Source organism: Arthrobacter sp. CAN_A6, from assembly GCF_015751715.1.
GTDB lineage: Bacteria > Actinomycetota > Actinomycetes > Actinomycetales > Micrococcaceae > Arthrobacter_D.
The window spans coordinates 1-26,351 of sequence record NZ_JADOUV010000008.1 but is presented as its reverse complement, the minus strand read 5'-3'; the positions used below and the strand labels follow the sequence as shown (position 1 = coordinate 26,351).

At 63.1% G+C, this 26,351-nt stretch carries 30 protein-coding genes; 8 read left to right on the top strand and 22 right to left on the bottom strand.

The window, feature by feature from the left end; translation table 11 throughout:
• Positions 1-108 precede the first annotated feature (108 nt).
• The 5 genes from IWX75_RS13305 to IWX75_RS13285 form a co-directional block, all read right to left on the bottom strand.
• Complete coding sequence (locus IWX75_RS13305) at positions 109-456, bottom strand: organic hydroperoxide resistance protein (RefSeq protein ID WP_334684359.1); 348 nt, start codon at positions 454-456, stop codon at positions 109-111.
• A gap of 62 nt (positions 457-518) precedes the next feature.
• On the bottom strand, positions 519-833 hold the full coding sequence (locus tag IWX75_RS13300) for a thioredoxin family protein (RefSeq protein WP_196822734.1): 315 nt from the start codon (positions 831-833) through the stop codon (positions 519-521).
• A gap of 115 nt (positions 834-948) precedes the next feature.
• Entirely contained in the window at positions 949-1,491 is a 543-nt protein-coding gene (locus IWX75_RS13295; RefSeq protein WP_196822733.1) for a carboxymuconolactone decarboxylase family protein, read from the bottom strand.
• Between the two features lie 115 nt (positions 1,492-1,606).
• Entirely contained in the window at positions 1,607-2,407 is an 801-nt protein-coding gene (locus IWX75_RS13290; RefSeq protein ID WP_196822732.1) for a Crp/Fnr family transcriptional regulator, read from the bottom strand.
• Positions 2,404-2,874 (bottom strand): hypothetical protein, encoded by a 471-nt coding sequence (locus IWX75_RS13285; RefSeq protein ID WP_334684343.1) that lies wholly within the window; start codon positions 2,872-2,874, stop codon positions 2,404-2,406. The genes IWX75_RS13290 and IWX75_RS13285 overlap by 4 nt, the downstream gene beginning before the upstream one ends.
• Positions 2,875-2,995: 121 nt before the next feature.
• On the opposite strand from IWX75_RS13285, the gene IWX75_RS13280 reads away from it, so the two are divergent.
• Complete coding sequence (locus tag IWX75_RS13280; RefSeq protein WP_196822731.1) at positions 2,996-3,490, top strand: hypothetical protein; 495 nt, start codon at positions 2,996-2,998, stop codon at positions 3,488-3,490.
• Between the two features lie 3 nt (positions 3,491-3,493).
• Here the strand turns inward: IWX75_RS13280 and IWX75_RS13275 are convergent, their stop codons facing one another.
• Genes IWX75_RS13275 through IWX75_RS13260 form a run of 4 tightly spaced genes read right to left on the bottom strand, consistent with a single transcriptional unit; the run spans position 3,494 to position 7,465 of the window.
• Positions 3,494-4,537 carry an ABC transporter ATP-binding protein gene (locus IWX75_RS13275; protein WP_196822730.1) on the bottom strand — a complete coding sequence of 348 codons (1,044 nt, stop codon included), beginning with the start codon at positions 4,535-4,537 and terminating at the stop codon, positions 3,494-3,496.
• Positions 4,534-5,361 (bottom strand): ABC transporter permease, encoded by an 828-nt coding sequence (locus IWX75_RS13270; protein ID WP_196822729.1) that lies wholly within the window; start codon positions 5,359-5,361, stop codon positions 4,534-4,536. Before IWX75_RS13270 ends, IWX75_RS13275 begins: the two co-directional genes overlap by 4 nt.
• Complete coding sequence (locus IWX75_RS13265) at positions 5,358-6,215, bottom strand: ABC transporter permease (RefSeq protein ID WP_196822728.1); 858 nt, start codon at positions 6,213-6,215, stop codon at positions 5,358-5,360. Before IWX75_RS13265 ends, IWX75_RS13270 begins: the two co-directional genes overlap by 4 nt.
• Positions 6,212-7,465 carry an ABC transporter substrate-binding protein gene (locus tag IWX75_RS13260; protein WP_196822727.1) on the bottom strand — a complete coding sequence of 418 codons (1,254 nt, stop codon included), beginning with the start codon at positions 7,463-7,465 and terminating at the stop codon, positions 6,212-6,214. The genes IWX75_RS13265 and IWX75_RS13260 overlap by 4 nt, the downstream gene beginning before the upstream one ends.
• Positions 7,466-7,561: 96 nt before the next feature.
• Here IWX75_RS13260 and IWX75_RS13255 point away from each other — a divergent pair, with 96 nt between their 5' ends.
• Complete coding sequence (locus tag IWX75_RS13255; protein ID WP_196822726.1) at positions 7,562-8,242, top strand: TVP38/TMEM64 family protein; 681 nt, start codon at positions 7,562-7,564, stop codon at positions 8,240-8,242.
• Positions 8,235-8,864, top strand: coding sequence for a CDP-alcohol phosphatidyltransferase family protein (locus IWX75_RS13250; RefSeq protein WP_196822725.1), 630 nt, complete (start codon positions 8,235-8,237; stop codon positions 8,862-8,864). The genes IWX75_RS13255 and IWX75_RS13250 overlap by 8 nt, the downstream gene beginning before the upstream one ends.
• Positions 8,865-8,910: 46 nt before the next feature.
• Here the strand turns inward: IWX75_RS13250 and IWX75_RS13245 are convergent, their stop codons facing one another.
• A complete protein-coding gene (locus tag IWX75_RS13245) occupies positions 8,911-10,344 on the bottom strand; it encodes a dihydrolipoyl dehydrogenase family protein (RefSeq protein WP_196822724.1) in 1,434 nt (477 codons plus the stop codon).
• On the opposite strand from IWX75_RS13245, the gene IWX75_RS13240 reads away from it, so the two are divergent.
• On the top strand, positions 10,334-11,092 hold the full coding sequence (locus IWX75_RS13240; RefSeq protein WP_196822723.1) for a class I SAM-dependent methyltransferase: 759 nt from the start codon (positions 10,334-10,336) through the stop codon (positions 11,090-11,092). The two genes, IWX75_RS13245 and IWX75_RS13240, sit on opposite strands and share 11 nt — an antisense overlap.
• A 309-nt stretch (positions 11,093-11,401) precedes the next feature.
• Here the strand turns inward: IWX75_RS13240 and tatA are convergent, their stop codons facing one another.
• The 3 genes from tatA to IWX75_RS13225 all read right to left on the bottom strand — a co-directional run bounded on the left by tatA (position 11,402) and on the right by IWX75_RS13225 (position 13,182).
• Positions 11,402-11,716, bottom strand: coding sequence for a Sec-independent protein translocase subunit TatA (tatA, locus tag IWX75_RS13235; RefSeq protein ID WP_196822722.1), 315 nt, complete (start codon positions 11,714-11,716; stop codon positions 11,402-11,404).
• A complete protein-coding gene (locus IWX75_RS13230; protein ID WP_334684358.1) occupies positions 11,713-12,048 on the bottom strand; it encodes a twin-arginine translocase TatA/TatE family subunit in 336 nt (111 codons plus the stop codon). The genes tatA and IWX75_RS13230 overlap by 4 nt, the downstream gene beginning before the upstream one ends.
• 276 nt (positions 12,049-12,324) lie before the next feature.
• Entirely contained in the window at positions 12,325-13,182 is an 858-nt protein-coding gene (locus IWX75_RS13225) for a phosphatidylinositol-specific phospholipase C/glycerophosphodiester phosphodiesterase family protein (protein WP_334684342.1), read from the bottom strand.
• Positions 13,183-13,437: 255 nt separating this feature from the next.
• On the opposite strand from IWX75_RS13225, the gene IWX75_RS13220 reads away from it, so the two are divergent.
• Positions 13,438-14,856: an alkaline phosphatase PhoX gene (locus IWX75_RS13220; RefSeq protein WP_196822720.1), complete on the top strand. Its 1,419-nt coding sequence runs from the start codon at positions 13,438-13,440 to the stop codon at positions 14,854-14,856.
• 228 nt (positions 14,857-15,084) lie between these two features.
• Here the strand turns inward: IWX75_RS13220 and IWX75_RS13215 are convergent, their stop codons facing one another.
• Positions 15,085-16,482: a putative Ig domain-containing protein gene (locus IWX75_RS13215; RefSeq protein ID WP_196822719.1), complete on the bottom strand. Its 1,398-nt coding sequence runs from the start codon at positions 16,480-16,482 to the stop codon at positions 15,085-15,087.
• A gap of 459 nt (positions 16,483-16,941) precedes the next feature.
• Complete coding sequence (locus IWX75_RS13210; RefSeq protein ID WP_196822718.1) at positions 16,942-17,091, bottom strand: hypothetical protein; 150 nt, start codon at positions 17,089-17,091, stop codon at positions 16,942-16,944.
• A gap of 287 nt (positions 17,092-17,378) precedes the next feature.
• Between IWX75_RS13210 and IWX75_RS13205 the strand changes: the two genes are divergently transcribed.
• Complete coding sequence (locus IWX75_RS13205) at positions 17,379-18,830, top strand: PQQ-dependent sugar dehydrogenase (RefSeq protein WP_196822717.1); 1,452 nt, start codon at positions 17,379-17,381, stop codon at positions 18,828-18,830.
• Between the two features lie 839 nt (positions 18,831-19,669).
• On the opposite strand, the gene IWX75_RS13200 is transcribed toward IWX75_RS13205, so the two are convergent.
• The 3 genes from IWX75_RS13200 to IWX75_RS13190 all read right to left on the bottom strand — a co-directional run bounded on the left by IWX75_RS13200 (position 19,670) and on the right by IWX75_RS13190 (position 22,298).
• Positions 19,670-20,425 (bottom strand): class F sortase, encoded by a 756-nt coding sequence (locus tag IWX75_RS13200; RefSeq protein WP_196822716.1) that lies wholly within the window; start codon positions 20,423-20,425, stop codon positions 19,670-19,672.
• Between the two features lie 96 nt (positions 20,426-20,521).
• On the bottom strand, positions 20,522-21,460 hold the full coding sequence (locus IWX75_RS13195; protein WP_196822715.1) for a hypothetical protein: 939 nt from the start codon (positions 21,458-21,460) through the stop codon (positions 20,522-20,524).
• 388 nt (positions 21,461-21,848) lie between these two features.
• Positions 21,849-22,298 carry a hypothetical protein gene (locus tag IWX75_RS13190; RefSeq protein ID WP_196822714.1) on the bottom strand — a complete coding sequence of 150 codons (450 nt, stop codon included), beginning with the start codon at positions 22,296-22,298 and terminating at the stop codon, positions 21,849-21,851.
• Between the two features lie 353 nt (positions 22,299-22,651).
• On the opposite strand from IWX75_RS13190, the gene IWX75_RS13185 reads away from it, so the two are divergent.
• Both IWX75_RS13185 and IWX75_RS13180 read left to right on the top strand, forming a co-directional pair.
• On the top strand, positions 22,652-22,867 hold the full coding sequence (locus tag IWX75_RS13185; protein WP_196822713.1) for a hypothetical protein: 216 nt from the start codon (positions 22,652-22,654) through the stop codon (positions 22,865-22,867).
• A 199-nt stretch (positions 22,868-23,066) separates the two neighbouring features.
• Positions 23,067-23,525, top strand: coding sequence for a DUF4383 domain-containing protein (locus IWX75_RS13180; RefSeq protein ID WP_196822712.1), 459 nt, complete (start codon positions 23,067-23,069; stop codon positions 23,523-23,525).
• 247 nt (positions 23,526-23,772) lie between these two features.
• Here IWX75_RS13180 and IWX75_RS13175 read toward each other — a convergent pair whose 3' ends face one another.
• The 4 genes from IWX75_RS13175 to IWX75_RS13160 form a co-directional block, all read right to left on the bottom strand.
• Positions 23,773-24,261, bottom strand: coding sequence for a hypothetical protein (locus IWX75_RS13175; protein ID WP_334684341.1), 489 nt, complete (start codon positions 24,259-24,261; stop codon positions 23,773-23,775).
• On the bottom strand, positions 24,258-24,707 hold the full coding sequence (locus IWX75_RS13170) for a cupredoxin domain-containing protein (RefSeq protein WP_196822711.1): 450 nt from the start codon (positions 24,705-24,707) through the stop codon (positions 24,258-24,260). Before IWX75_RS13170 ends, IWX75_RS13175 begins: the two co-directional genes overlap by 4 nt.
• Positions 24,708-24,776: 69 nt before the next feature.
• Positions 24,777-25,418: a cupredoxin domain-containing protein gene (locus tag IWX75_RS13165; protein ID WP_196822710.1), complete on the bottom strand. Its 642-nt coding sequence runs from the start codon at positions 25,416-25,418 to the stop codon at positions 24,777-24,779.
• A gap of 361 nt (positions 25,419-25,779) precedes the next feature.
• Positions 25,780-26,061 (bottom strand): hypothetical protein, encoded by a 282-nt coding sequence (locus tag IWX75_RS13160; protein ID WP_196822709.1) that lies wholly within the window; start codon positions 26,059-26,061, stop codon positions 25,780-25,782.
• Positions 26,062-26,351: the final 290 nt, after the last annotated feature.

Here is a 26,351-nt window from a genome sequence, read left to right as displayed (position 1 = left end):
CGACGATCATGAAGCAGCTCGCAGTCTTGCTGCGCAAGGAGCGTCTGTTCCAATTCACCACGAGGGCCCCAGCTCATCCGGAGCCTCTCGTCGTCAAGGTGGTACGAATCAGCCGATGGTGGCGTCGATAGTGACCTCGATGTTGCCGCGGGTGGCGTTGGAGTACGGGCAGATCTGGTGTGCTTGCTCGGCGAGCCTGTCCGCCGTCATCTGGTCCACCCCTCCGATCTCGGCATGCAGGGCCACGGCGAGCTGGAATGCACCGCCATCGACTGCGTTGATACTCACCTCAGCGGTTACGGCCGAATCGCTGATCGCTGCTTTGCTGCGACTCGCGACGAGCTTCAGCGCGCTGTGGAAGCAGGCAGCGTAGCCGATCGCGAAAAGCTGCTCGGGATTCGTCGCGCCCCCTGAGCCGCCCATCTCCGGGGGAACGGCGAGGTCGACGACGAGCAGTCCCTCATGCGGAGTGTGAGACGCCGGTCAGTATCGGATTCTCCGGATCACTGACCGGACGGTCACTGGTTGAGGATCTGTTCCAACGCCGCATGTATCTGTCCCGCGGTGGGCAGCCTGGCGATGCCGTCCGAAGTTCGGTAGATGCGGCAGGCCAGGTCGGAAGTGGTTCCGCCTGTGGGGAAAATATCAACACCATCGAGAGCTATCGTCGGTGATCCGGCGAAAGCGGTACCTGCAATGTCACTGTTAGATGCCAGTTCCACTTGGTGCACCTTGAGGTCGGTCCTACCAAGGGCGTTCAACGCGCTTGTGAGCCTCAACGCGGCTTCTTCAGAGTTCGGGCACTCCGGGATGTGGAGCAGTTCGATATTCATTGCGCCTTCCTGGGTCGCTTGCCGTTCTGCCTCTTCATTCGTAGCCGTGGAGGCATTGGGTGGTAGGGCGCACGTGCCCGCGCCGGGATTGGTCGGCACGGGTACGCGCGGCTTTTCAGAGCCTCGCGGCGGCTGGGACGTCGAGGTCGGTGTCGACCAGGTGGTTGAAGTAGTTGGTGAAAAGGTTCAGGGCGATGTGGGCCGAGATTTCAGTGAGCTCGGTGTCGGTCCATCCCGCATCGAGTCCGGCTTGCCAAGCACTGTCCTTCACTGCTCCCTTGTTCGCTGTTGATTGCCGTGCCAGTTCCAGCAGGGCCGCGAGCTTGTCGTCGAAGTCGACGTCGCCCTTCCGGATCGAGATCGTCTGGTCCTCGGTAAGGCCGGCGGCTTTGGCTCCCATGGTGTGGGCGGACTGGCAGTAAGTGCATTCGTCGACGTTGCCGACTACAAGGGCGATGGCTTCCCGGGTACGGGCATCGAAGGTCCCGTAGTCGCCGATGACCTGCTGGAGTGCCACATAGGATTGCAGGACAACCGGCGAGTGGGCCATGGCGCCGTGGATGTTCAGGACCTTCCCGAATTTTTGGCCCAGGGCGCCGAGCTCGTCGCGGCTTTCTTCAGGAGCGGTTTCGCGGGTGTGAACGGTAATGCGTGACATCCGTGTTCCTTCTTTCATCGGGGTTTTTCGGGTATGGGAATCTTGTGGGAGAACCTGGCAGCCTGCGCGCCACAATCAGGGCGTGAACGTACTGCGAGTCGAGCAGGGAAATGGGTTAGAAGGTGGTGCGGGAGATCCGTCGGAGGCCTGCAGAGTTTTCGATGATGATGCGTCCCCTGCCCTGCCGGATCAGGTTGCGGGTTGCAAAGTCCGACATGGTCTTGCTGGTTGCTTCGCGTGTTGCCCCCAGTAGCCCCGCGAGTTGCTCGTGAGTCAGTTTCACTGCCTGAGATTGCGTGAACCTGTTGCGAGGGGCTGTCTCGGCGAGTTTCAGTAGTGTTGCGGCCGTGCGTGCGGAGAGGGGACGCAAGGCCATGTCCGTCAGGCGTTCCTCGAGCCTGGCGACCTGTTCGCCCAGAAGACGCGAGATTTTCACCGCCACCTTGGGGTTGGAGAGAAAATGCTCCTCGACGTCCGCGGCGCTGAGCTGGCACACGATCGAGTCTTCGATGGCTTCGGCGTAGTTGTCATACATCTGCTGGCCTATCAGGAGCATTTCGCCGAACACGGCGCCTGGTTCCAGGATGGCGATGGTGAGGGTTTTTCCGTCCTCCGCTACCCGGAAGATGCGGATCCTGCCTGCTTTGAGGATGAACAGGGCGCTAACGGGCTGGGCCTGGCTGAAGACGAGTTCCCCGCTGCGGAAAAGTCGCGGGGGCGACATCCGGTCAAGCGCGGCCATGTCCTGGGTGGTGAGGTCCGCGAAAAGCTCCACAGCGTTCAGGCAGCTGAAGGGCTCTCCTATTGCAGCCAATATCTCGACCTCCTGTTCGTGCGGTGCCCATACCTTCGCAGGTTTCGTCGCGGCGGACAGGATCGTGGTGGAGCATGCGGCGTTCAGCCCGGGAGCTGTCATCGGCGGCGACGGGTGATCATCGCTGCGACCAGTCCCAGAATAAGCCCGTAGATCACATGGCCCATCAACGAGGTGACGGAGGCCCCGTCAAGGGTGAACAGCGGCATCCCCATCATCCCCGGCATGATCAGCAGCGGTCCCAGCACCCACCACAACGCTCCATAGAGGGCGCCCACAAGGATGCTCTTCAGCAGGCTTCCCGACAGCAAGCCGGCCGCAGGTATCGTCAGGGCGAGTCCGATCAGGACCGAGATCACCAGGTGGACGGCCAATCCGACGCCGACCGACGTGGATCCGACCAAGGAAGCGATCATGGGTAGCATGCCCATCATCGCCATCAGGATCCCGAAGACGGCCCCACCGGCCAGTCCCCCGACAATGCCGGCCACCGCCCGCACGGACATCGGTGGAGCTTTACGGTCCCGGGAAACGGTCGTCTCCGATGCTGGCTTATGTTCTGCAGTCATGGGCTTGCCTTCCTCGTCGCTGTACTCCACCGCTGACATGAAGGATGCTAGGCCGGGGGTGGATGAGAGTTCTGCAATCCAGGACACACTTCGGCTGGCGGTGCCCCTTTAGGGTGAACCCATGTCACTCGAGTTTGTCCTGACCGTCGCCGGCGTCGCCGTTGCCTTGCTGGTCCTTCGGCTGGTGCTACCCGGTTTACCCGCTAAGCGCTTCGCACGACGATTGACCCCACTGGATGTTGGCCTGACCGTTGTGGGTGTGCTGGGGCTGATTCTGCACTGCGCTTCGATGTTCTTCCGCCCCCTTGTCGCCGCGATACCGGGCAGTAGCAACGTGATCAGTCAGATCAGTTCAATGGGATCGGCGAGCATAATCTGGTTCGCGGTTCCCGCCCTGCTGGTTGTGGTGGGACTGCGCCGCCAGCATTGGGTCGCGCTCATTCTTCTGGCAGGATCACTGCTGGCTGTGGGCATCACCATGTACAACGGCACCGCGTTGTCGACCCATCTGGACACCATTTTTGCCGCCGGGGTGACGATCGCCGCCACCGTCTTCCTCCTCAGCGCACCGCCCTGGCACCGCGAACCAACCCCGACTCCTACCGCTACCCGATGACCTCTACCGGGTGACGGCCCATCCGGTGTCGTTGACCGGTTGCAGGCCTACCACCTGCCCCATGGCCACCCCGGGGTCGCCTGCGACGTCGATGGTGAGTGTCTCGGATGGTCCGTGGTCTCCGGTGACCTCGGTGCGGACCAAGGCGTGAGCGCCCAGCGACTTCAGCCCGGTCACGGATCCGACCGCCGCCCCCTCCCCGGTCACCACGATCCGGATCGCTTCCTGCCGCATCACCAGGAAAGCAGGCCCGCTCGTCATGCCGGGTTGCACACGGATCCGGCCGAGCACGGAGTGGTGAACGCCGCCGGTTACGTGCCCGGGAAGGGCGTTGAGTCCGCCCAGGATACGGTTGACCGCCAGCGTGGCTGGTTGGTAGTGCAGTTGGGCGACGGGACCGTGCTGGAGGATCCGGCCCTCGTCCAGGACAGCGATGGAGTCTGCGAGGGCTGAGGCTTCCCGGCGGTCATGGGTCACCAGGACGATCGTGGGGGCGAGTTGGGCCCGGATATCCTCCATCAGCGAGTACATGTCGTCCCGCAGGCGTGAGTCCAGCGAGCTGAAGGGCTCATCGAGTAGGAGGATGCGAGGATTTCGTGCCAGCGCCCGGGCCAGGGCCACGCGCTGTTCCTGGCCGCCGGAGAGCCGTCCGGCGGAGCGGTGTGCGAAGTCCGCCAGATGCACCAGTTCAAGGTAGGCCATGGCGTGGCGGCGAGCATCCTTGCGCGATTGTCCGGTCATCCTGGCGGCGAACGCCACGTTGTCCACCACATTCAAGTGCGGGAAGAGCAGCGGTTTCTGGAACACCAGGGCGATACCCCGGTTCTCCGCTGGAACGCCGTCAAGATTCCCGCCATCCACCACCACCTGCCCAGACGAGGGGTCGTCGAGTCCGGCAGCGATGCGCAGCAACGTGGATTTTCCGCTCCCTGACGCCCCGAGCAGGGCGACGCAGCGGGAAGGTTCGACGATCAGCGACACTTCGTGGAGCACCTTGGTTTCCCCGAAGGAACGCGAGATGTCCTTGAATTCCAGGCTGGAACTCACTGCTTCCTCCAGATGCCGGTGGGCAGGGTAAGTGCTGCCAGCAGCACGAGCGGCGGCACGATGATTGCCAGGGACAGTGCTGCGGTGAGCTGTTCATTACCGGTGGCCGAGGCAGCGGACCCCAGCAGCATGGGCAGCGTGAGGAGCTGGCCTCCGCCGATGAGCAGCGTGGTGATGTAGTCGCCCCAGCCCACCAGGAACGCGAGGAAGAACGCACGGGCGGTGGCACCGGCGAGTAGCGGCAACCGGACATGGCGGACTGTCTGGCTGGTGGTTGCGCCGAGGGAGCGTGCGACCTCTTCGAAGCGATGGTCGTAGGTTGCCAGGGCGCTGCGGAACATGAACGCCGTGTAGGGCAGGGCTGTGACCGCGAGCACCAGGACGACGCCGGCGAACGGCGGCGTTGCCAGGCGCAGGAGCGCAACGTTGACGCCCATGACCAGCGCGAACGGTGGAATGGCCAGTGGCGCCAGGAGCACCAGCTCCACGGCTCGGCCGGGAAGAGCGGGTAATTCTCGAGCAGCGATTGCTCCCAGGTAGCCCAGCGGTGTTGCGGTCACGGCGACCCCAGCCCCCAGGTAGAGCGATGACGCGGCGGCGCGGGCAGCATCCGCGGTGGCCAGCGCGGAGAAGCCCTGCAGTGAGTACGACGACGGGAGGACAGCCGGCGCAAACCATGAACCGGCGACGGACCACAGGAGCACCGGAACCAGTGGCAGCAGGATCCATCCGACGATCAGGAGCCCCAGGACCATCCGTAGCGGTGTGCCGCCGGGGAGGGTCCGGCGCATCGATGCCGATGCGGGCTGCAGTGAGGGGATCATCGGAATCCCCTCACTCGCCGCAATACCAGGATCCCGGCAAGGATGGCGGCCACACCGACGGTCACGGACACCAGGGCCGTGGCCATGGCCTGTGGCCGGGCAGCCAGGTCCACGGACCCGAAAAGCCGCACGGCGCGCACCGGCAACGGTTCCGGGGAGGTGGGACCCAGCAGCCAGACGGCTTCGTAGGAGCCGAGAGTGTAGACGAAGACGATCACTGCCGAGACCGCCAGGGACGGCAGGGCCAGTGGCAGCACCACCCGGAGGATCCGTTGCCTCGCAGTCGCGCCGAGGGTCGCGGCGGCATCACACAGCTCCCCGACTGAGCGTGCGATGCTGCCGAGCACCACCAGCGCCACGAACGCCGATTCCTTCCAGGCGTATTCCGTGATCGCGGCGATCCACCAGTCCCCGGCGACCAGCACGGGAAATGCGTCGGGCATGCCGAGCAGCCGTTCCAGAAATCCGCTGTCGGAGAGCAGCAGCCCGATGGCACCGGCACCGATCAGGTGGGGGATGGGAATGGTCGCGGCGCTCAAGCCTGCTACGATCCGCCCCATTCGCGGAGCCGCGAGGACGTACGCGGCGATCAGGAAGCCGATGCACACGGAGAACACGGTAGCGGTAGTAGCGATGTAGAGGGAAAGCCCGGTGGCGCGCAACAGTTCACCGGTGTTGCCGGTCCACGCCTCGACGCTGAGGCTCGGTGGCCCGAAAAACGGCATCAACCCCAGGCTCTGCAGCACGGCCGCGGTCAATGAGACGCCGAGGACCACCAGAACCGGGAGCACCGCGGGCAGTGCGAAAAGTACCGCCTGCCCGGTGGTGGCGGGAGAACCTGGGCCTCTGCTCATCGGATGGAGGCGACGTCCTGCCGCCAGGCCTCATCCAGGGCCGGCACCCATTCCGCGGCGAGTTCACCGTGTGCGTTGCCGGAAAGTTCCTCATAGTCCGGCACGATCGGGGACTCGGACAACTGCTCGAACAGGTCCTGTTGTGCTGGTGGAAGGAGGCCGATGTCGAGCACCGGAAACTGTCCCCACACCTCGGGGTCGGCCTTTGCTGCCTGCTGTTCCGGCGACAGGGCAATATTGGACACGACCATCGCCCCAGCTGCATCAGCGGCGTTCGCCGGGATGGCAAGGAAACTCGCGTTGCCTACCGTACCCTCGTCCAGCGTGAGGACCTTCGTGGATTCCGGTAGGGCACCGGAGGCCACGAGGTCGGTGAGCGTAGCCGGTCCGTAGGTCATGGCGATGTCCACCTCATCATTGGCGAAGAGGGTGTTCAGGGCCTGCTCGTCGCGGGGGTAGGTGCGGCCTTCGCGCCAGAGCGACGGCGCCACCTCGCTCAGCGCTTCAAGCGCGGCGGGGGCGTGTTCGTCGAATGCTTCCTGGCTGTACTCCAGAGGTACCTGGTCGGCCCCGCCTGCCGCGCTAAGGAGAACCTCGCGGAGGAAAACGCTACCGGTGAAGTCCGGGGGTGCCGGATACGTGAAGCGGCCCGGGTTCGCTGTGGCCCAGTCCAGAATGCCCTGCAACGAGGTCGGCGGGTCGGTGATGGATTCCGAATCGTAGAAGAAAGTGAACTGCGCTTTGTGCCAGGGCGCTTCACACCCCTCCACCGGGGTTCCGAAGTCGTTGAGGAGCAGCGGGTCCGCCTGGTCGGTGTACTCCATGTTCGGCAGCAGGCCGGTCCACCCGCACCGCCATGCCTCGGACTGGTACCCGGTGCTGAAGTTGGCGCCGTTGACCCAGACCAGGTCCACCGAGCCGTCATCGCGCCCAGCCTGACGCTCACTGAGCACACGGTTCACCGCGTCCTGGGTATCCGTGATCGGCACGCGGCGGAGGGTGATTCCCTGCTCCATGGCTGCCGGGACGAGGCGCTGGTCCACGTAGGCGTTGCCTTGCTCATCTCCCCCGTACATCCACAGATCAACGGTCTGGCCCTCCGCCTCCGCCTGAACCTCGTCGAAGCTCGCGAAAGTTTCTGCCGCTCCGGCGGTAGCTCCCGAGCATGAGGTAAGCAGCAGTGTCAGCCCTGCTGCGGCCGCGGGCAGGGCTGCAAGGCGTCGTCGTACTAGAGCGGAAGAGCGGGTCATGGGCGTCCTTGGACTGTTGGGGATGCTGTTTCCAGTATCCTCGAAGCGAGTCCGGCGACCGAACGGGCCAGGCCGGGCAGCCGATGGTAGGAGAGCATGCAGGAAGACCACGCGCGTCGCCGCGCGCCGTTCCTTACCCCGCTCCGGCGGGTCCTGCTGCTGGTGGTGATCGTCGTGGCGGCGACAGTGGTGGTCCTCACCGTGCCCATCCCGGACACGGAGGAACTGCGCGCGCTGGTGGAGCAGGCCGGCTGGTGGGGTCCGGTGGGCTTCGTTGCCGGGTACGCCGCCCTGACCCTCGCGCCTGTTCCCAAGAACGTGCTCTCCATCGCCGCCGGGGTTTTGTTCGGTTTCGGCCCCGGGCTGGCGATCGTCTATTGTGCGGCGTTGCTGGGCGCGTCCGCGGCGTTCTGGCTGGGACGCGCCCTGGGCCGCGACGCTGTCGAGAAATTCACCGGAACCCGGGTGGAAAAAGTCGACGCCGTGCTCAGCAAGCGCGGGTTTCCCGCCGTTGTGGGGGTCCGGCTCGTCCCGGTGCTGCCGTTTACCGCGATCAACTACTCCGCCGGACTTACCGCCCTGGGTTGGTGGCCCTACTTCTGGGGTACGATGCTCGGAATTCTTCCTGGGACTGTGAGTTTCCTCGCGCTCGGTGCTTTCGGCCTTGAGTTCGGTTGGCCGGCGCAGGCGGCCGCGGCGGCCCTCGGTCTGCTCACCCTTGCGGGGCTGATCGTCGCCGTGCGGTCGAGGCGCAAGAACAAGGCACCCCGTGTTTGATACGCGCCTTCGGTTTCTCCTCGCACCCGCGCTCGACAACGCTGCGGCCCGTCTGGACGTACCGTGGATCACCCCGAACCGCCTGACCGGGCTCAACCTTGTCCTCGGGCTTGCCAGTGCCGGCCTCGCAGCCGGACAGTTATGGTTCCCCGCCCTTGCCGCCTGGCTGCTCTGCCGGGTCGCGGACGGACTCGACGGGCCACTTTCACGGCGGAGGGCGCAATTAGAGACTGCGAGAGCGGATGCGGGGCAGGGTGGGTTCTGGGATATCTCCGCCGATTTCGTGGTCTACGGCGCGACAGTGGTCGGGGTAGCCATTGGAGCTACCGCAAGTTTTGGCGCCCCATGGCTTCCCTTCCTGCTGGTGTTGTTCGCCTACTACATCAACGGCAGCGTGTTCCTGGCCTACTCCTCTCTCGCGGAGAAAAGCGGCCGACAGATCGATGACGGTCGCTCGTTGTCCTTCTTGGGCGGCCTGGCCGAGGGCGCGGAGACCGTCCTGATTCACAGTGTCTGGCTACTCTTTCCAGCTGCGGCCTGGCAGATCGCTTCCGTGTGGGCGTTCCTGGTCCTGGTCAGCGCCACGCAGCGGATCGTGGCCGGTTACCGGCTGCTGCGCTGACATCCCCTCCCCGACTCTGCCTCCGCCCCCGAGCGTCGAGTCGGGTTCAGGACCGCCGGTTGCGCCAGCGGTTGAATTTCACCAGGCCGGTCATCGCGGTGCGGACCAGAGGCGATTCGAGCGCCGTCCGGGCATCGGCGATGGCCGCGTTCCACAGGGCGTCGTTGAACGTGGGGTATGGGTGGGTGACACCGGCGAGGTCCCGGGTGGTGAGCTTCTGGTGCACGGCAAGCGTCAGTTCGCCCAGGGATTCCCCGGCCCGGGGTCCCACGATCGTTCCCCCGAGAATCCGCCCGCCCTTGCCGATCACCAGGCGGGTGAAGCCCGAAGTCTGCCCCTCGGTGATAGCCCGATCCGAATGGGCGTGCAGAACGGTCGAGATGGTTTGACCCTTGCCCTCAGCCGTGGTTGCGCCGACGGCGGCAACCTCGGGAGAGGTGAAGGTGACCCGGGGAACGATGGTGCTGACCGACCGGTGTACGCCCAGGACGGCATTGGACGCTGCGGTGCTCGCATACACCCCTGCCAGGTGGGTGAAGTCGGGGTGCGGAGTCACATCTCCCGCCGCCCAGATCCTTGGGTTGGACGTGCGCATTCCTGAATCCACCACCACGTGACCGGCGGAGTCGCACTCCACGCCTACATGCTCGAGCCCCAGTCCTTCGGTGCGGGCCTTCCGACCTGCAGCGATCAGGATGACGTCAGCATCGAATACGCGTCCACCACTGGTGTGGACGACGCTTCGCGGATCGCCACCGCTGCTGTTGCCGTCCTCGGGAACCGTGCTGATGCATTCGGTCTCCACGCCTTCGACGATTTCCACGCCGTCCTTCTGCAGGCTGTCCCGCACGATCGCCGCGGCGTCGCGGTCCTCTTTCGGTAGGATCTCCGAACGCACCAGCATCACCACGGCCGAGCCGAGCCGGGCGAAAGCCTGCCCCAGCTCGCAGGCGATCGGGCCTCCCCCGATGATTACCAGGCGCTGCGGAAGTTCCTCTAGATCCCATACGGTTTCCGATGTCACCACGTGTGCCTTCGCCGAGCCGGGAATCGGGGGCACCAGGGGTGCGCTGCCGGTCGCAATCAGCGCCTGCCGAAAGCGGACCGTTCTCCCGTCGACGTCGGCTTCACCGGGAGCCGTGAACCGGACTGTACCGGTCAGAACTGACGCACCGACGGAATCCAGCGACGCCGGAGAATCGTCGGGCTCGATGGCAGCGATGGCCTGCGCGATGCGTGCCCGCACCTCTGCGAAAGCCGCTCCACGGCCACCGAGGGCACGCTCAGCCGCCGAGCTCCTCGCGGCGGAGAGCAGAGTCTTGGACGGAACACACCCCGTCCACAGACAATCCCCACCCGTGCGGGCGTATTCGACCAGGACCGTGTTCGCACCGAGCCGGGCCGCGGTCTTTGCTCCCACGATCCCGGCCGTACCACCACCGACCACCAGCAAATCGATGATCCCATCCGTGCGTTCCATCAATTCCTACCTCGTCAGTCGAGTCCTGCTGATTTCTCTTCACCATAAGCTAAAGGCACCGCGGCCTACCCCGCCGTTGTCCATTCCCATTCTGGAAGTGATTCTGATCGCCGAGAAATACCGCAGCTTCGCACCCTTGTACGACCTGTTCTCCGCCGAATGGCCCGTGTATCGGGCGGGCAGGAAACTCGGCATCGACTCCCTGGGGCTGCAACCTGGAAACCAGGTCCTCGACATCGGGTGCGGGACCGGACTGAATTTCGGGCTCCTCCACCGACGGATCGGACCCGAAGGCAGGATCGTGGGCATCGACCGCAGCCCGGATATGCTTGCCCAGGCCCGCCGAAAAGCCACCCGCAATCGCTGGACCAACATTATCCTCATCGAAGCGGACGCCACCACGCTCACACCGGCTGACATATGCGCCAGCATCGCCGTTCAGGGAGGGCGCGAGCATTCGGAGGCTGCACTGGCGACCTATGCCCTGTCCCTCATGGCGGACTGGGAAACCGCCTGGACCAACATGATCCTTCTGAGCTCTCCCGGCGCTTCCATGTCCGTGGTGGACATGCAGGCCCCCACCGGTGTCTATTCCCTCGCAACCCCACTCGCCCGGGTTGCATGCCGCCTCGGCGGAGCCGACATCACCGCACACCCCTGGACCGGAGTCGAACGCGACTGCGACGACATACAAGCCGCATCCGCACGCGGCGGGCACCTCCAAATCCGCACAGGCACCCGCCGGTAACCCTCCCGATTGCCTACCTGTCCGCTCCGTTGAGCTTCCCTGCGAGTGCTACCTGGTCTTCGGCTTCGATATCCGGTGCGGTCAAATCAGGACGGGCAGGAAGTCCCGGTGTGGTTGATCGGTGCGGTGTGGAGGCCGGCGGCGCTAGTGCGGCGGATGTCCTAGGGGTGCACAGCGACAAGCAGCAAACGGTCGACGGCCTGCCCGGCCTGCTTCGCCGCGTAATCGTAAGCCTCCGGTTTCGAGTTTCCTTGAGGGCCATCCGCCCTTCAGGATTGGCGTTTCGCCCCTTCGCGCTGGCCACCTGCGTTACTGGGTGTGCGTCGGGGAGTTGCCCTGGTTCGGTGGGACCGGGGATCCGGTGGCACTCGGCGCGTTATACGGCTGGTTCGAAGCCGTCCCGGGAGACGTTCCGGAAGAGGGCGTGTGGTCCACGATCCTGCCCTCGACGGTCGGCTCGGCGCCGTCGTCGGACTTGTTCTCATCCTTCATCTGCTTCACCTCGGACTTGAAGATCCGCAGCGATTGGCCGACGCTGCGGGCCAGGCTCGGAAGCTTCGGTGCACCGAACAACAGGATGGCTAGAACGATAATGATGACAATGTGCCAGCCTTCGAGCCTCATGAGGAAACGCCTTTCGTGGGATTGGTTGTCTGCATCGGTGGTTTCCCCTGAGCCGCAAGCGGGATGTCGGTCAGTTCGGGGAAGTCCTCGAGGAGCGCTTCCCGAATGATCAAGCGGGGGTCGTACTGTCGAGGGTCGAGCCTGCGCCAGTCCACATCGGTCAGGTCGTCGCCCAGCTCTTCCCTGAACTGGTCTTGAGCTCCCCTGGCGAGCTGCCGCAATGACTTAACCATGCGGGCGAGACCTGCGGCGTACTCCGGGAGCTTCTCGGGTCCCAGAATGAGAACTGCCAGCAGGCCGAGCACAATCGCTTCAAGGCCGTTGATTCCCATCACGTGAGAAAGCTTTCGTAGGAGAGCCGACAGAGGCTGCCCTCGGCGAGTTGCCGTGAGGTAACGGTTGGTCCCGGTGGAATTGCTGGTTCTTTCACGAACCAGGTCTCCCCGTGCGAGTTCACGCGAGGGATGCGCTGCTGGGGACACTGCCAAACCCCGTCCCCGCGCAGATGGGATGGGTCAACGACATCATCGCGCATCGACAGTCCTTACTCCGAGGGAGACGGCTTCTAATCAGAGGGCCACGCTGCGGGCCGGCTGGGTGCTGGGGGGTCACTTGCGCGTGGCGAGGAACTGTTCGAGGGTTTCGAGGTCATCGGTGTTGATGTGGTCGACGCCCGCATCAGCAAGTTCCGACCAGAGGGCTTCTCGCGCCGCACCGGGTAGGTCCGGAGTCGCCCAGAACCGGACCCGTGCATCCTGCTCGTGGGCGGTGGCGAGGTAGGCCCGGAGCTTTCCGCGCTCAGGGGGCGGCATCTCGCCCACGCCCTGCCAGGTGAAGAGCTGGTTCCAGTTGCTGCTGATCAGCGGCATGAGGCTCGATGGCAGGGCCGATCCCAGGTCGCTCGCGCGTCCGTCGTAGAAGCTGGAGCGCTGCTGGTCGGCGGTCATCGTTGCCAGGGGGCGGTTGCCGCTGACGACGACACTCACCGCACCCGGCTTCACCTTGCCGTTGCTGAAACGCGTGAGCAGGGAGCGGTGCTCGTCGAGTTCGGTTTCAAGGGCGGCGTAGGTCTGCTCGGCGTCACCCTTGATGTCGACCAGCAGCTGGAACTCACCGTCCCACCCCGGGTAGACGCTGCCGGCCCTGCCATCCACCAGGTCGTCGAGCGGATCAAGGTAGAGGCTCTCAAGCGTCACACCGGCAGTGACATCTTCCAGATCATGGGCCACGAGGAGTTCACCATCCACGAGCCACACATCGGCCTCAACACTGGTGAAACCGTGTTCAAGAGCATCGGACAATGGGCGGTCGTGCTCATAGTCATTATGGGCGTGCGCTGCCGCGCGCGGCGTGCCGAGGACGACGTCACCCGTTGCCTGGGATGCATTCGCCGGAACGGCAACGGAGACAGCAACAGACGAGCAGACAAACAACAGGACGAAGGGCCGGGCGAAGGACATGATCATCAACTTCTCTCAGGGGGCTTGTGGCCCTTCAACGCTAGAAAGTCGAGGTGAGCAGCAGGGTGACCTCCGCTGGCGCCCGGGTGAACATCGGACGACGTCGACTGAGCGCGCGTCGCCGGGTAACCACACGCGCGAACAGTCCCGTGTTCGCTGATTGTTCACCAAAGCAATGAGTGAGCGTCTAGAAGGAGACGTTTACGACTGCGACGGTGTCGGTAGACCATCTGGTCAATCGCACCCCATCTGGAGACATTCATGAATCCATCCTTTTCGCGCCGTAACTTCCTTGGCGGCTCTGCCGCAACCGGTCTCGGTTTCGTTTTCGCGGGATCGGGCAGTCTCGATGCCTTCATCCGCCCAGCCGCAGCCGCCACTACCCGGACAGCGACAGGTTACGGCGCCCTGATCGCGGACCCGCAGGGCATTCTCGCCCTGCCTGACGGTTTTTCCTACAAGCTCATCGCGCGCTCGGGACAAACACCAACGACGGATGGCGTTCATCCCTCGGACCCTGATGGTATGGGCGTCTTCGCCACCAACAACGGCGGTTCCGTCTTGGTGACCAACCACGAGAACAGCGGTAACGAACCTTTCCCCGTTCCCGTCATCGAGGGTGTGACCTACGATTCCGGCGCTATCGGCGGTACCTCCACCATCACGGTGGATCGGACCGGCAACCGCCTCGACCAATACACCAGCCTGGCAGGCACCGACAACAACTGCGCCGGGGGAATCACGCCATGGGGAACATGGCTCACCTGCGAGGAAACGGAAAGCCGGGCAGGGCAGGGCCGACGCACCAAGAACCACGGCTATGTGTTCGAGGTGGATCCCACCAGCAGGGAAGCCAACATCGGCAAGAGTCCCGTCCCACTGAAGTTCATGGGCCGCTACTCCCACGAAGCCGTAGCAGTGGACCCGGCCACCAGCATCATTTATCTCACCGAAGACGCCGGAAACCCCAACGGCCTGTACTTCCGCTGGGTACCGCCTGCCGGCTTCGTTCCCGGCAAGAACGCGCTGCGTGAACTTTCCCTGTCCCCCGGAGGTGACACTGCAGGCCAGCTCCAGGCCATGAGCTGTTACCGCGGCAGCCAGCACATCGCGGATCTCTCGGAAGCAACAACCGTCGGCACCCGGCTGAAGGTGGAATGGATCGACGTGCCCGAACGTGATGCCGCCGCGGTGTCGGTGCGCAAGCAATTCACCAACAACCAGATCACCCGCTCCCGTAAGCTCGAAGGCCAGTGGTGGGGGGACAACGGGGTGTTCTTCGTAGCCAGTTTCGCCCGCCTCGGCGATGGCAGCGTCAACGAACACGACGGCCAGGTGTGGTTCTACGACCCCTCCAGCCAGACCATCACCCTCAAAACCATCTTCGGCGTCAACCAGAACCCTGACCAGGACAACGGCAACTTCGACGGACCAGACAACATCACCGTCTCGACACACGGTGGGCTGATCCTGGCGGAAGACGGCAACGGTGTATCCCATCTCGTCGGCGTGACCTCTGAAGGCAAGGCCTACCCCCTGGCACGCAACGACTTCAACGACAGTGAGTTCTGCGGACCCGCCTTCAGCTCCAACGGCGAAACGCTCTTCGTGAACATCCAGTCCCCCGGCTTCACCCTCGCAGTCACCGGGCCATGGGGCCGGCCCAGCAACGCCGCCTGACACCGTTCCCCGACTACGTACCCGCCGGTCGCCCCTGAACCAGGTGGGGCCCACGGCCCCGCCTTCTGGTTCACATCCCGAACTGCGGCATAGGCAGCTTTCGGCCCCCGTCGTACGTCTGCGAAGGATCGACCATCGGACGCCGGCAGCGACGGAGGGATCCTCGTGATGAGGGACTCTCGGTCCGTGCGTCAGCGATCCGCCAAGCGTGTCTCCGGTTAACGCCGGCTATGCGCGCAGGACCCTTATCGTGAAGGTCCTGCGCGCCGTCGCGCCGGTGTTGTCCCTGACCTCCACGGTGAAGGTGAACGTCCCGGCCCTCGTCGGTGTGCCAGTGACTCTGGCCTCGGGCCTGTTCTCAAGGGTGTTTCTGACGAAGCGGGTTCCGTTCGGAACGCTGCCGGAGGCCAGTTTGAACTGGAACGTCGAGGGGCCCGGCGGATCGCTGCATACGATATAACCCAGATAGGCCTGTCCAACCGTGGCATCGGGCATCTGTAACGGAGTGAGGAAGGCCAGTTGTTCCGAGGCTGTCACCGTGGCTGAAGCGCTGCCGGATACGGCGGACGTGTTCCCGGCGGCGTCGAAGGCGGCCACGGTGTACGTATAAGTGCCGGCGGCAATGCCGAAGTGGGTGAAACTTGCCGAATCCGCAGTGCCCAGGAGGACCCCGTCACGGTTGACCCGGTAACCGGTCACCCGGGTGTCATCCGTGCTGACTTCCCAACTGAGGCTGACCGTAGAGCCGACAACAGTGGTTACCAGATTTGTCGGTACCGAAGGGGCGGTGGTATCCGTGGCCGGCGGTTCTGGCACCGTCACCGACGCGCTGTTGCTGGCCGACGAAACATTGCCCGCACCGTCGACTGCAGCCACCGTGTAGGTGTAGGTTCCGGGGCTGCGGTTGCTGTCGTTATAGAAGGTGTTGAGCACAGTGGTGATCATGACGCCGTTACGGGTCACCCGGTACTCGGTAACGCCGACGTTGTCCGTACTGGCGGTCCAGCCAACGTCCGCGGTGGTGCCGGAAAGTGTCGCTGTCAGGTTAGCGGGCGCACTGGGAGCGGTGGTATCCGATGTTGGTGTAAGAACTGTCACTGATGCACTGTTGCTTGCAATCGAGTAGTTTCCGGCGGCGTCGAAGGCTGCCACGGTGTAGGTGTAGGTTCCAGCCGCCAGGCCTGAGTTGGAAAAGGACGTACCGGTGACAGTGCCCGCAAGCAGGGTTCCGTTTCGTGTTACGCGATACCCGGCTACGCCGACGTTGTCGCTGCTGGTTGTCCACACGAGATTCGCCGTAGCACCTGAGACCGTTGAGGTGAGGCCAGTAGGTGTGCTCGGAGCGGTGGTGTCGGACGTCGGCGGTTGCGTCACGGTGCACCCGGACAGTGTCCTGGTGGTCACTGTCGTTGAGCCGTCCCGTAGATCAACAGTGCAATCAGCGGGTGCTGTGTACGGACTACGCTCGATGCGGAATTTTCCCGAGCTGTCGCTGCGGCCCATCACCACGTTATCCACACTGATGTCGCGGGAAGCGATAGCGGTCCCCTCGATCCGCAGAGCTGAACTGCTGACCTCCGCCCTGGAAACGGAAACAGCAGCTACTGCAGGGGTTATGAGGATCATGCCAGGCAGCAGGGAGCCCAGCAAAATGGCCGTGATAGCAACACACCTTTTATTTCTGAACATGTCAATGTCCTCACCCTAGGGTCCTGGTGACCCGACGGAGAACGCCGCTCCCTGTGCCGTCTTCTTCAGCGAGGGCATCCTGATGCGTGAGACCATCCATCCGTGACCGGTATCGAACCTATGACGGGGTTCCCGGTTTGGACAACGAGGCTCAAAACTTGTGGAACACGCACTAAACAGAACCCGTATTGGGCAATGTACTCCAGTCCTCCCGGGTTGCACAGGGATTGGTCATCATGGATGGTCGTCCTTCCGCGGGCCTGCCGAATCACGTCGTTCACGGCGACTCCGGTCATGATCTTGCTGGTAAGTAACCGGAGCACCAGAACGGGCCCCAACGGGATGAGGGCGAACTATCTCGTCTGCGGCCTGGCGCAGCTTCAACTGTTGGCCCGGCTAATTGGCATGGTTGTGGAAGCGGACGGCGTAGGTTCCACTCCCTGCGGCCAAAAAGACCAGTCCTTTTCCGAGGGCGATGAGTGATCCGTCGCTGGATCCTTCATTCCTCGCTCCGGTGTCGGCGCCGCCGGTGGCAATAGGGCCCATTGGTCCATGCCTCCCGTCGTTGCGGGGTTGGTTCCTCAAGTACCCAACTTCCCGGCCCACAGGGAACCCGCCGGGTCCCTCCCCCCTGTCAAATACCTCTACATAACGGTTCCCTTTCGGCGTAAGGTTTTACGCCTAACGTGGTTCGTATGCAACCCCGGGTTCGTATCGATATCGAAACAATATCGATGTCAGGACGGGGTCATGTCTGGAGCGGTTCCGACCGCCCTCATCACCCATCAAACTTGTGGGGGGAGTTTCAGATTCGCCAAAGGAAGGCGATCGAAATGCACGCCAGCGAGAAATCCCGACACCGTTTCACCGCGGTCATGTTCAGCACCCTCTGCGCCTTGGCTATCACCATCTCGCTGGGCGGCGCCAGCGCCAGCGATGCACCGAATGCAAATGAAGCAATCGACGATCCCATTGCCGGCCACATCGACAACGGCGACATCCAGCTTGAGCTGCAGACACTCACCGAGGAAGACGGCCTCACCGCACCGAACTGGGGAACTTACGCCCCAGGCCTGCCCGGCTTCCTGTTTGTTGTCGATCAGGTCGGTCCCCTCTGGGCAATCGATACGCAAAACGGAAACAAGCATCAGGTACTCGATACCGGGCCACTCCTCGTCCCGCTGATCCCCGAAGGAGACGAGCGCGGCTTCCTCGGCGTCGCGTTCCACCCCGACTACGAAAGCAACGGTTTGCTCTACACCATGACGTCCGAACCCATCCCAGGTACGGCATCGACCCCCGACCAGCAGCCCAACCATCTGGCCACACTCAGAAAATGGACCATGCCGACCCCACTCGCCGACCCCCTGGTGCGGCCGCAGCTGACAGCAGCAAGCTCCGAAGTCCTTCTCACCATCGAAGAGCCGCAGTTCAATCACAATGGAGGTGCTCTGTTCTTCGGAACCAGCCCCGACGACAGCAACCTGCTCTACATCACCACTGGGGATGGTGGCTGCGCCGACGACCAGAACGCCCAAACGGGCCTGGCAGGTGAAGGGCCCTGCATCAGTCATGAAGGTCCAGGTAACGCGCAACGAACCGACAACCTGCTGGGTAAGATCCTGCGGATGGATCCACTGGTATCCGCCGACCCGGAAATCTACGCGTACGGATTCCGCAACCCGTTCCGGGCCTCCTCAGACCGGACGGACCTGGGTGGTACCGGAGAAATCTGGACCGCCGACGTGGGTCAGAACCACATTGAAGAGGTTGATGCCCGTATCCAGCAGGGTGGGAACTACGGCTGGCGCGTCAAAGAAGGCACCTTCCAATTCAACCCCAACGGCACGGAGTTGGAAGGCTTTGCCTCGGACGGATTTGTGTTCGCCAACACACCGGGACAGCCTGCCGATCTGATTGATCCGGTGGCCCAGTACGACCACGACGAAGGTGTAGCCTCCATCGGTGGCTTCGTCTACCGGGGGGATGAACTACCCGAACTTTACGGAACCTATGTCTTCGGGGACTATTCCGACGGATTCAACTCGGGCAACGGACGGGTGATGTACGTAGTTGAGGACGACCGCGCGGATCCCGAGGACCGGACCCCGAACGTTTTCAATCTGGTGAATGGACACATCAACCTGTTCGTCCTCGGCATTGGCGAGGACATGGCCGGAGAGCTCTACATACTGGCCAACAAGTCCGGCGGGGCAGAGATGAGCGAAGGCGTGGTGATGAAGCTGGTGCGCGAATGCACCGGAGACGCCGACTGCCGCAAGTAGACAACCCAATGGACCGTGGCGGTGCAACAGGCATCGCCGCGGTCCGGCTCGATCAACCGAAGGCGACGGCGACGGCGACGGCATCAAGATCCAGGAAAGTCAGAGCAACCCGGCATCGAAGTACTCCTAGGGCGTGCCTACCGTAAGCCCAATAGGTAACTCCCAACCCGGAAATGCCTGTGTGAATACCCAACGAGAACGGACAGCGAACACCAGGCCAGGGACTGCGCACGCGTCCGCGCGATTCGGATACATCCCGGTCGTCAGCACGCTTGAGCAGATGAGGACACCCGTCGACCTGGGAATACCGCCTCATGTTTCCGCGGCCATTGCAGCGAGGTAGGCGGGTGAAGTCCTGGACACAGGGGTGTGGCTCGGGTGGCCATCATCTGGGCACGGTAGAAGCCCCCCCACGCTCCGCTGCTTTTCCCGCGAACACCTGGACAGCAGGAACCGCGGGCCCACCTGCACACACCCACCGACGCGGAAATTTCATCACGAGGAAGCGGTGGACGCGCGCAGCCTCCTCTACGCCGCATGACGGTAAGCCGTGCACGCTTGGATATCGTAGGACTAATAGTGGCGATGGGCACGGACTCGGTTGCACCAAAGTGAGGGAGCCGGCGATTGGTGGGTCCACCTGTGGTCGGGTGGAGCCCGAAGGACAGAGCTCAAGACCGTCCACAGGTGGACCTCGCCGGCCTGGGTCCGTTCCACTTCGACCGATATGCGTACGAGCGTGCGCTCCGCCATCCCATCGTTGCAACCAACGCCTGAACCCGCTGATCGGCTTGCCGGCTGTGAGTTTGTGGCGCGACCGGCGAGAGCCTTGGTTGCTGTCAAGCGGCTTTGGGCATGGCCGTGACGACGACGTTCTTTCCCCACGGATCTTCGGTGTAGCAGCTGATCAGGACCACGCGGTTGGGGACGATATTCCAGATTTCGCTGTCCTTCAGCGTGTCCTTGTCGTGGGTGATGACCTGATCGACGATGTAGGTGATGGTTCCTGTCTCCGTGGTGAGGGCGAACTCCGTTCCAAGGAGTGCCTCATTGCTGAGCCTGTTGAAGGGCGCCTCCCTGCCGTCCCAGCTGTGCCCGGCGATGTAAGTGGTGTTCTGCGACCCGGCCCCGGGGCTTCCGTAGGGCGTGAGCCAGTACGCATCGAGTGTCAGGGGCGGCACCAGGGACTGCGATTCGAGGTCCGCTTCGCTCGGCGTCAGGGGAAGGACCGCCATGTCGATCCCGGCGGCAGCGAAGGAGAGCCCGACTGGCTGGGATGCGGCCGGCCCCGGATCCGCCGTGGGGGCAGCTGGCGCGGAAGGCTTGGCCGCCGTCATTCCGGGTGTGACCGTGGGTGTGCCGGAGGTCACGGCGGCCGGCGGGGTCGCGACGGCGGAAAGCGTGCTCGATGACGGTGCCGCGGATGGTGCTCCAGTGGAGTCCGGAGGCAAAACCGACACCGCGATCGCGAGCAGGGCGGCCGCGATACATGGAAGTGCGATCCAGCGCTTGCCCGGCCGCTTGCGCTTGGACTCCTGCGACGGCCCATCCGGCTGCTGATCGACGGGCTCGTCGGAGATACGGGGCTGATCCATGGGCAACGCTGTCCTGAGTTCGGAGTTGAGGGAACTGTCCCGGCTCGGAAACCCACGGTCGGAAACCACGAGCCCTAAGCCGGGACGGCCGGCGTACTAGCTCTGTGCGCGCTCCAGGCGGCGCATCCGGGCAGCCGTAGCGGCGGGAACTGCGACGCCGACGGCCAGCAGCGCAGCGATGAGTGCAACGGCTGCTCCGTTGTTATCCTCACCGACTACGGCGGTCTGCACGTTCAGGCCCTTGTTGGTAGCAACGGGCGCGACCGGGGCGCCCTTGGCAACCGGAGCGACCCGGGTGACCGGGGCGGCCGGGGTGATAACCGGAGCGACCGGGGCGGGGACCGTGACCGGTGTGACGGGATCGACGCCGATCGCGCTGGCGTCACATGCTGCGAGAAATGCCTTGAAGAGCGCGAGGATTTCAGCCGCAGCGGCATCGTCACCACCGAGTAAGGCGACAAATGCTCCGGCCTCCTCAGAGGCCTCGATGAAAGCTGCTTCCGCAGCCTGTACTTCGGGCGTGTACACAGCCGCCTCGTACGCCGCAAAAACTACCTCGGCGTCCGCAACGGCGATTTCAAGATCGGCCTGAGCACCGAGGAGACCTTGCTGGGCTGCGATAACTGCTTCATTCTGATTCGGGTCTGCTTCGGGATCCGCCACGAGCGCGTCTGCCTCAGTTTGAACCAACACAGCCTCAGCTCCGAGCACGACCTCCTCCGCAGCAATCACGGCTCCTTCGGCTATGGGAAGCTGCGCTTCAGCAGTAACTGCTGCTTCGGAGGTCAGAGCCGCCTGACTGACGACTTCGAGGTTCTCGGCGGTGGCGACGACAGCCGCGGTGGCCAGTTCGAGCTGGTTCACGAAGACGACGTCGATCCCCGCAGCACCAAGTGCCGCGTTGAACTTAGTCGAGGCCTGCAAGCAGGCAGCGTCGCCCGGTGCAGCGGAAGCCATCGGAGCGCCGAGGAACAGTCCACCGGCGAGGAGGGTTGCGGTCGAACCGGCAGCAACCCATTTTTTTGTAACGGTCATGTCTGTGCGTCTCCTGAAACACGTAGTATCCCCCGGGCTATCCCCGACGGCTCAGCTCGCGACCCCACACGCAAGCGGCGTCCTCTGAAGGAGGGCGCCGCGAACAGAACACTATGAACCGCTGATCACAACCGGGTACTAGCTCAAATTTTCTGAGGACGCCCTGAGTAATCGCTGTGTCCTCAATGTAAGTGGGCCCGAGGGCACTTGCAATAGTTAGTGAACGTTAATTGGTTTTGAATTCGGATTAGTGGAAGCTGCGGCGGACGAACCTAAAAATGATTGTTCTACGACCGCCATGGCCAGGCACGAAAGGAGAGCGGCATAGCTCGGTGGGAAGCCGCGCGACGGGCCTCCTTGGTTGACTTCCGAGGATCGTTTTTCAAGTTTAAAAGGTCTTGGTCGGCCGGAAAACGTTGTCGTAGAGCACGCCGGTTGCTGCTGCTTGAACGAATTTGTTGATGAGGTCCACAGTCCAGTCCTCCGCGGTCCAGGTCCCGGGTTTGTACAGGCCAAGTGCTGTGTTGAGCAGAACATCACCGGTGTAAACGACGGGGAAAACGACGGCGATCGCTTTGGCACCATGCAGGCCAGTATGGGCTGTGACGCCGTAGGCCGCACCCCACATGGTTCCCAGCGCATGGTGGGTGACCAAGTTCAGCTGCTCGCGTCCCTGTTGAGACCTCGGATGAATAGGCAGAATCCGTTCGGCGAAATCCGCCGGTGCGTAACTGGTTTCACGCCCGGTCAAAGGCATTTCGACGAACTTTTGGAAGGCCGTCATCACTACGGTTCCGGCAACACCTGCCACCATGCCCCGGACGATCGAGCCCACCATGGGGTACTGCTTCTTGATAAGCATGCGGCTAATTATTGTCTTGCCCGGTAGCGTCCGCAATCGCCGCAAAGCTCGTTCGTTCGTTGAGGCGACCGATGGTCTGCTCGCGGATTCTTTTTTCCGGAGCCTCGATACCAGATCGCTGGCGAGGTCTGATGAGTTACCGCTCGTTCCGACATCCGAACTGACACCGCCCCCGCCCTGCACCCTCGACTGGGGAGTCGGCTCAGACCTGTGTCCGAGCCAGACCTGTCCCCTATCATTGGGGCCATCCGGCCCGGTCAGCGTCGGATCATGAAGTTCTTCTAGTTCGAAGCCTTTTCTGACCGTGGGTTCGGATGGAGGAAACACTGATGAGTGAGCGTGCTTCCCAAAATCTGATTGCCGCTCTGGCGCGTGCGACGAGGGATATCCGGCCGGCTGCGGCGGGAACGGAGCTGCCCGCCCTCGCGGCGAAACTTGAGGAATCAGTAACTATTCACTGGGGCAAAGACCATGGAATTACGTGGGCGGAAATGCTGTCAATTGCGCGCGATGTGAAAAACGACGTAGCTTCGCCCCCAGCCTGACCAGTGCAACCTCATCAATGCCGTGTGGCATAACGTCTCACCTCACCACCACCAGTAAGCACACTGGAGAGGACAGGCACACCTGACGCCCCATCTATAGGCTCATTAATCGACGACATCAATGTCTTGATTCCCTGATAGTGCGCGGGAGGCAGTTACGATCAGATTTCACTCGATTACCATCTGTTACAGGAGCATCATGACGAATACGCACTCATCCCGTTCGGGAGAGAAAACAAATGTTCAAAAAGCGGCACTGGCCGTGGGGGCGGTTTTTCTCCTCGTCGGCGTCCTTGGATTCATTCCCGGCATCACAGCCCCGTATGACGAACTAGGCCTTGCAGGCCATGAATCCGGTGCGTTGCTTCTAGGCCTGTTCCAGGTATCGATCCTGCACAACATCGTCCACCTGCTCTTCGGCGTCGCCGGCGTCGCCTTGGCGCGCACGATCGGCGGAGCCCGCTCCTACCTGCTTTACGGCGGGATCATCTATCTGGTGCTTTGGGTGTACGGACTGCTCATCGACATGGACTCCGCACTGAACTTCGTGCCACTCAACGACGCCGACAACTGGCTGCACTTATTCCTGGGCATCGGCATGATCGCCCTGGCGCTTCTGCTGACCCGCACCAAGGACCGGAGCCACACGGACCACTAGGCCGCCTCCATCCGCGAATCGAGACCTACGGAACCAACCTGCGGAAGGTCTCGGTTTTGCCGAAGTCCGCCCACCCAACTAGTACGGGACTTCACCGCAGGTGATTCACTACCTGCTGTGTCCTGAATTGCCGTGCGGAAACGTCCGCGTTGGGAACGAGTTGCAGGGCACATTCGCGCTAATGTGCCCTGCAACTTCCAAGTTGCAGTGGAGCGGGCGCACTTCGGGAGTGGCGCGGTAGTGCGAGCTACCGGTTCTTTTGACGCCGGTGCAGGAGTGCGTAGCCGATGATGGCGAGGCTCCCGGCTATGGCTTCTGCTACTGCGGTGAGGGTTTTTTTGGCGTACCAGATGGGTTCATACATGGAGGGGATCGGTCCGATGGCCGGGATCTGGACGTAGCGGTACAGCACCACGGCTGCCAGCGCTGAAAGCGCCACTACCGCAGCGACCGCATAGGAGGGGCGGTCTCCCCGAATCAGGATGTATAAAGCAGCGAGGACGGCGACCACGGCCTGGATCCGGAAGAGGTTACCGCCACCAATGCCGCCTGGATAGGCTTGCTGGAAGCCGGGGGCGAGCTGGAAATGGATGACCGCGCTGACGATCAGTCCTGCGGCGATGAGCACCCGCAGGGCAATCATTCCCGATCGATGACGACGCTGCCCCTTCGTTGAGCCGTGTTCGGCGGCGGGTCCAGCCCTGTTGTTGTCGACCGCGCGGCCTGCCTTACTCATCCGATGACCAGGGTGGCGGACATCTCGGGGTGATAGGTGCAGATCACGGCGTACTCGCCGGCTTCCTCCGGCGCGGTGAAGGTCACGGTTTCACCGGCGGGAACATCGACGTCGAACCCGCCGTCGTCTTCGGCGGTGACCGTGTGCGGGGCGTCGTCTTCGTTGATGACCGTCACCGTGGCGCCGGGTGTAATGGTTTCGGGCATCATGTACTCGAAGTCCGTGATGGTGATTACGGCCTCCTCCGCCGGTGCTGCTTCCGCTGAGGCCGACCCCGATGAGGAGGTGCCGGCGCCGGTGGTGGCCGCCGCTGATTCCGGTGCCGCGGCCTCGCTTGCCATACTGGTCGCCTCCGAGCCGCTGGGCTCAGCGCCGGACCCGCACGCGGTGGTAGCGGTGAGGACCGCGGCGAGCATCAAAGCTGATATTCCGTGACGTGATTTCATGGTTTCTCCCCAAAAATAGTGAGCCCGTTGAACATGGATGGTGGACTGTTGAGCCGGTTAGTGACCTGGTTAGTTGGTGTGGTTGTGGCGACGGACGGCGTAGGTTCCACCGGCTGCGGCCAGGAGGGCCAGTCCCCCACCCAGAGCAAGAACGACTGATCCCTCGCTGGTGCTTTCGTTCATCACTCCGGTGTCGGCGCCGCCCTTGGGAACAGCACCCATCTGGTCCATTCCACTGTGTCCCGCGCTGCCGGAATCCGGAACTTTGGACTCTGCGACCTCGGGAGCTGGTGCCGCCGGGGCGGGGGTTGCGGGGGCTGGGGCCATGGCTTCGGCGCCTACGGTCAGGGTACCGGTCATGTTGCCGTGGAATTTGCAGAAGAAACCGTAACTCCCGGCACCGCTGGGGGCAGTGAAGGTCGCGCTTTGCCCGCCGGGAATGCTGATATCAAACGACCCATCATCAGCGGTGACCGAGTGGATCTCGGTGTCGTTGTTGGTGACCGTGATCTCGCCGCCCGGGTTGACCGTGCCCGGCCCGGAGAACACGAAGTTATCGATGCTGATGGACATCTGCCCGGTAGTCATGGCCGGTACTGCCTGGGAAACCTGGCCGGGGGCGGCGACCGCTACCCCGGCGGATCCGATTCCTGCTCCCCCGACCAGGGCTGCGGTGAAAGCGACGCTGAGAACTTTTCTGCTTGAGATCATGATAAAACCCTCCGGCGAGGCGCTTAGGGGGACAACGTCCGGTGCCTCAGTCAAGTCGACGCACCATTGCCAGAAAACCTCCGCCACATGACATTCGTCACGTACCCCTTTAAGGATTGGCCCTCTCATAAGACTGGTGGCAAGCGGAGCGGAGGACGATGTCTCATTCTTTGAGGCTTCCCTGCCAGTCCCGAACGCCTCGGGGTGGTTGCATGACAAAAGCGCCGGAGAACACCCGGTGGAGGCCGCTTGTGTTCTCCGACGCTTTCGACCGGGAAAAAATCCGGCCATCAGTCACTCGCACGTGAGGATAGCTAAGACCCTACGCCCACCGGCTGGGCTTCACCTGATGGTAAGTGATCTATTTCTCTTCTCGTGCTTGCTGGAGCAGGACGTCGACGTCCTCGATGTCCTTCACCGCCGCGCACAGCACCCACTGGGCGTGTTCCTGATCGGGGTGCACCCTCTGGACCTGACCGGGTCCGCTACCGGCGTACAGGGCATCAACGTCTTCACACGCTCGGCGGGTATCGAACATCTGCTGCATAAGGCGATCGCGGAGTGCTTCAAGATCACTCTGCTTCTGCTTGCGCGCTGCAACCAATAGGAACCCGACATGGCGGTCCGCTTCAGAAATGGTCATACCCCAAACCTCTCTTGCCAGTGGTGGCCGGTCACTTCTGCACCACACCTTGGACGCCAGTTACCCCGTCTGCCCGAACCGCCTTTTGGCAGTTCAAACCTACCTATGAGTATCACGTGTCTCATTTGTCACATGAGAAGGCTATCCAGCGGAGCGGTTTCCTGCTTACAGTGAGGATAAGCGCCCCGAAACTGTGGGTGCTGGCGTTCCGGGGTGATGGTGGGGGGAACCAATCCGCCCCGGGTTGTGCTCCGAATCACTATCAAGCGTGTGTCCGGCTCGGACACACG

Bases quoted from the DNA above. Each gene is read 5' to 3' on its own strand.
- IWX75_RS13205 (WP_196822717.1), top strand. From the start codon at position 17,379: ATGCACGCCAGCGAGAAATCCCGACACCGTTTCACCGCGGTCATGTTC.
- IWX75_RS13245 (WP_196822724.1), bottom strand. From the start codon at position 10,344: ATGGAACGCACGGATGGGATCATCGATTTGCTGGTGGTCGGTGGTGGT.
- IWX75_RS13200 (WP_196822716.1), bottom strand. From the start codon at position 20,425: ATGGATCAGCCCCGTATCTCCGACGAGCCCGTCGATCAGCAGCCGGAT.
- IWX75_RS13295 (WP_196822733.1), bottom strand. From the start codon at position 1,491: ATGTCACGCATTACCGTTCACACCCGCGAAACCGCTCCTGAAGAAAGC.
- IWX75_RS13180 (WP_196822712.1), top strand. From the start codon at position 23,067: ATGACGAATACGCACTCATCCCGTTCGGGAGAGAAAACAAATGTTCAA.
- IWX75_RS13215 (WP_196822719.1), bottom strand. From the start codon at position 16,482: ATGATCCTCATAACCCCTGCAGTAGCTGCTGTTTCCGTTTCCAGGGCG.
- IWX75_RS13255 (WP_196822726.1), top strand. From the start codon at position 7,562: ATGCAGGAAGACCACGCGCGTCGCCGCGCGCCGTTCCTTACCCCGCTC.
- IWX75_RS13230 (WP_334684358.1), bottom strand. From the start codon at position 12,048: ATGGGAATCAACGGCCTTGAAGCGATTGTGCTCGGCCTGCTGGCAGTT.
- IWX75_RS13270 (WP_196822729.1), bottom strand. From the start codon at position 5,361: ATGATCCCCTCACTGCAGCCCGCATCGGCATCGATGCGCCGGACCCTC.
- IWX75_RS13210 (WP_196822718.1), bottom strand. From the start codon at position 17,091: ATGGGCCCTATTGCCACCGGCGGCGCCGACACCGGAGCGAGGAATGAA.
- IWX75_RS13195 (WP_196822715.1), bottom strand. From the start codon at position 21,460: ATGACCGTTACAAAAAAATGGGTTGCTGCCGGTTCGACCGCAACCCTC.
- IWX75_RS13190 (WP_196822714.1), bottom strand. From the start codon at position 22,298: ATGGTGGGCTCGATCGTCCGGGGCATGGTGGCAGGTGTTGCCGGAACC.
- IWX75_RS13185 (WP_196822713.1), top strand. From the start codon at position 22,652: ATGAGTGAGCGTGCTTCCCAAAATCTGATTGCCGCTCTGGCGCGTGCG.
- IWX75_RS13265 (WP_196822728.1), bottom strand. From the start codon at position 6,215: ATGAGCAGAGGCCCAGGTTCTCCCGCCACCACCGGGCAGGCGGTACTT.
- IWX75_RS13220 (WP_196822720.1), top strand. From the start codon at position 13,438: ATGAATCCATCCTTTTCGCGCCGTAACTTCCTTGGCGGCTCTGCCGCA.
- IWX75_RS13285 (WP_334684343.1), bottom strand. From the start codon at position 2,874: ATGACTGCAGAACATAAGCCAGCATCGGAGACGACCGTTTCCCGGGAC.
- IWX75_RS13290 (WP_196822732.1), bottom strand. From the start codon at position 2,407: ATGACAGCTCCCGGGCTGAACGCCGCATGCTCCACCACGATCCTGTCC.
- IWX75_RS13225 (WP_334684342.1), bottom strand. From the start codon at position 13,182: ATGATCATGTCCTTCGCCCGGCCCTTCGTCCTGTTGTTTGTCTGCTCG.
- IWX75_RS13300 (WP_196822734.1), bottom strand. From the start codon at position 833: ATGAATATCGAACTGCTCCACATCCCGGAGTGCCCGAACTCTGAAGAA.
- IWX75_RS13260 (WP_196822727.1), bottom strand. From the start codon at position 7,465: ATGACCCGCTCTTCCGCTCTAGTACGACGACGCCTTGCAGCCCTGCCC.
- IWX75_RS13280 (WP_196822731.1), top strand. From the start codon at position 2,996: ATGTCACTCGAGTTTGTCCTGACCGTCGCCGGCGTCGCCGTTGCCTTG.
- tatA (WP_196822722.1), bottom strand. From the start codon at position 11,716: ATGAGGCTCGAAGGCTGGCACATTGTCATCATTATCGTTCTAGCCATC.
- IWX75_RS13175 (WP_334684341.1), bottom strand. From the start codon at position 24,261: ATGAGTAAGGCAGGCCGCGCGGTCGACAACAACAGGGCTGGACCCGCC.
- IWX75_RS13160 (WP_196822709.1), bottom strand. From the start codon at position 26,061: ATGACCATTTCTGAAGCGGACCGCCATGTCGGGTTCCTATTGGTTGCA.
- IWX75_RS13165 (WP_196822710.1), bottom strand. From the start codon at position 25,418: ATGATCTCAAGCAGAAAAGTTCTCAGCGTCGCTTTCACCGCAGCCCTG.
- IWX75_RS13170 (WP_196822711.1), bottom strand. From the start codon at position 24,707: ATGAAATCACGTCACGGAATATCAGCTTTGATGCTCGCCGCGGTCCTC.